We start from the raw sequence: 2812 nt of genomic DNA, 5'->3' as shown, positions 1-2812 counted from the left end.
TTTTCAGTTCAGTGTATCTGCTGTGAGTGTTCTTAAAATTTATCGGTATGATTGGAATACTTACTATAAGTCTAGTATGAATTGCTAGAGATATAACTATATTAATTCCCTGTTATGGTATCGTTATGACAGCTATTCAGAGTATAAAGTTGGTTCTGGCTGGAATTACGATCGTTATGAGGTACTAAACTACTACAGCGGAGGCTATTAATTCTTAAAGAGTGAGAAAAAGGAGGGCTAGATATGTTGCAGCTTACTCATGTGACCTTAAAAACGCGACAAGTCATCTTACAAGATGTTGATTTTACATTTGAAAAGGGTAGGATTTATGGTATTCTTGCTATAAATGGCTCTGGAAAGACGACCCTGTTCCGCGCCATTAGCAATTTAATTCCTATAAGTAGCGGAAATATCGCAGTCTCTCCTTCTTTGTTTTATTATGAGAGTATTGAATGGCTGGATGAAAACTTAAGTGGAATGGACTATCTTCGCCTTATCAAAAACATCTGGAAGTCAGGGCTGAACTTGGGGGATGAAATTGCCTATTGGGAAATGTCTGACTATATCAGTCTTCCCATTCGCAAGTATTCCTTAGGCATGAAGCAACGCTTGGTGATTGCCATGTATTTCCTCAGTCAGGCGAAATGCTGGCTCATGGATGAGATTACAAATGGCTTAGATGAGTATTATCGACAGAAGTTTTTTGATAGGTTAGCACAAATCGATAGACAAGAACAGCTGGTTCTTTTAAGTTCCCACTATAAGGAAGAGTTGGTTGATGTCTGCGATAGAGTAGTAACCATTCATCAGGGGCAAATAGAAGAGGTTTAGTTTATGAAAGATGTTAGTCTATTTTTATTGAAAAAAGTTTTCAAAAGTCGCTTAAACTGGATTATCTTAGCTTTATTTGTATCTGGACTCGGTGTTACCTTTTATTTAAATAGTCGGACTGCAAACTCCGTCAGCTTGGAGAGCGAGTTGGAAACCAGTCTTGTAAAACATGAGAGAGTCATCAATGAATATGAAGAGAAACTCTCCCAAATATCTGACACCAGCTCGGAGGAATACCAGTTTGCTAAAGAAAATTTAGACTTGCAAAAAAATCATTTGACTCAAAAGAAAGAAATTCTGGCTTTATTAAAAGAAGGACGCTGGAAAGAAGCCTACTATTTGCAGTGGCAAGATGTAGAGAAGAGTTATGAAATTTTATCAAAGGAACCGACTGCTAGTTCTGACTTAAAAATGGCGGTTGACCGCGAACGAAAGACTTACCAAGCCCTATATCCCTTGAACATAAAAGCGCACAATTTAGTTTATCCGACCTACGGGATTGATCAGATTGTCTGGATTTTAGAGGCTATCATCCCAAGCTTGTTTGTAGTTGCTATTATTTTTATGCTAACGCAACTATTTGCAGAAAGATATCAAAATCATCTGGATACAGCTCAATTATATCCTTTTTCAAAAGTGACATTTGCAATGTCTTCTCTTGGAGTTGGGATGGGCTATGTAACTGTGCTGTTTATTGGAATCTGTGGTTTTTCTTTCCTAGTGGGAAGTCTGATAAGTGGTTTTGGACAGTTAGATTATCCCTACCCGATTTATAGCTTAGTGAATCAAGAGGTAACTATTGGAAAGATACAAGATGTGTTATTTCCTGGCTTGTTCTTAGCTTTCTTAGCCTTTATCGTCATTGTGGAAGTAGTGTACTTGATTGCTTACTTTTTCAAGCAAAAAATGCCTGTCCTTTTTCTTTCACTCATTGGGATTGTTGGCTTATTGTTTGGCATCCAAACAATTCAGCCTCTTCAAAGGATTGCACATCTGATTCCCTTTACTTACTTGCGTTCAGTGGAGATTTTATCTGGAAGATTACCTAAGCTGATTGATAATGTCAATCTAAATTGGGACATGGGGATGGTCTTACTTCCTTGCCTGATTATCCTTTTGTTAGTGGGGATTCTATTTATCGAAAGATGGGGAAGTTCACGTAAAAAGGAAGTTTTTAATAGGTTTTAGCTTTCCTATAGGGAAAATAAGTAAAAACTAACATAGAGAGGGAATCAACTTGATTCTCTCTTTTTGATTCGAAAACCAATCCAAAATACAAACAGAAACTTTCAAAAAAATAACTTTTTATCTTGACAAGGGCTAGAAAACTTGGTATCATATAAAAGTTGAGAAAAGCAGAAGTGAGAGCTTCTCGCCTTGTGACATTAAGTTGCCTGGCCCTACGGATGAAAAGTTTCTAAGAAACGCTATCATAACGTGCGGGCTTGTATATTTACGAGTCCGCTATTGTTTTTCTCTAATAAAACAAAAGAGGTGAAAACCATAGCAAAGCAAGACTTATTCATCAATGATGAAATTCGTGTACGTGAAGTTCGCTTGATTGGTCTTGAAGGAGAACAGCTAGGCATCAAGCCACTCAGTGAAGCGCAAGCTTTGGCTGATAACGCTAATGTTGACCTAGTATTGATTCAACCCCAAGCCAAACCGCCTGTTGCAAAAATTATGGACTACGGTAAGTTCAAATTTGAGTACCAGAAGAAGCAAAAAGAACAACGTAAAAAACAAAGTGTTGTTACTGTGAAAGAAGTTCGTCTAAGTCCAACTATTGACAAGGGTGACTTTGATACAAAACTTCGCAATGCACGCAAATTCCTTGAAAAAGGAAATAAAGTTAAGGTATCTATTCGCTTTAAGGGTCGTATGATTACCCATAAAGAGATTGGTGCAAAAGTTTTAGCCGAGTTTGCTGAAGCAACTCAAGATATTGCCATCATCGAACAACGTGCTAAAATGGATGGAC

Annotated in this window: 3 protein-coding genes and 1 other annotated feature; all 3 genes read left to right on the top strand. The window is 37.5% G+C overall.

Annotated elements, in window-relative coordinates; genetic code table 11:
* Window positions 1–243: 243 nt before the first annotated feature.
* The gene (locus tag QZ359_RS09360; RefSeq protein WP_293965938.1) at window positions 244–831 is read left to right on the top strand and encodes an ABC transporter ATP-binding protein; all 588 of its coding nucleotides are present in this window, start codon (window positions 244–246) and stop codon (window positions 829–831) included.
* A gap of 3 nt (window positions 832–834) precedes the next feature.
* On the top strand, window positions 835–2019 hold the full coding sequence (locus tag QZ359_RS09355) for a hypothetical protein (protein WP_293965937.1): 1185 nt from the start codon (window positions 835–837) through the stop codon (window positions 2017–2019).
* 159 nt (window positions 2020–2178) lie between these two features.
* Window positions 2179–2310 (top strand) — a sequence feature (ribosomal protein L20 leader region).
* Window positions 2311–2325: 15 nt separating this feature from the next.
* Window positions 2326–2812 (top strand): translation initiation factor IF-3 (gene infC / locus QZ359_RS09350; RefSeq protein WP_293965936.1); only part of this gene is annotated, 487 nt, incomplete at its 3' end.

Source organism: Streptococcus sp. (genome assembly GCF_019414905.1).
Classification (GTDB): Bacteria; Bacillota; Bacilli; order Lactobacillales; family Streptococcaceae; genus Streptococcus.
Note: the sequence above shows the minus strand (reverse complement) of the source record. Positions and strands in the feature narration are given on the sequence as shown.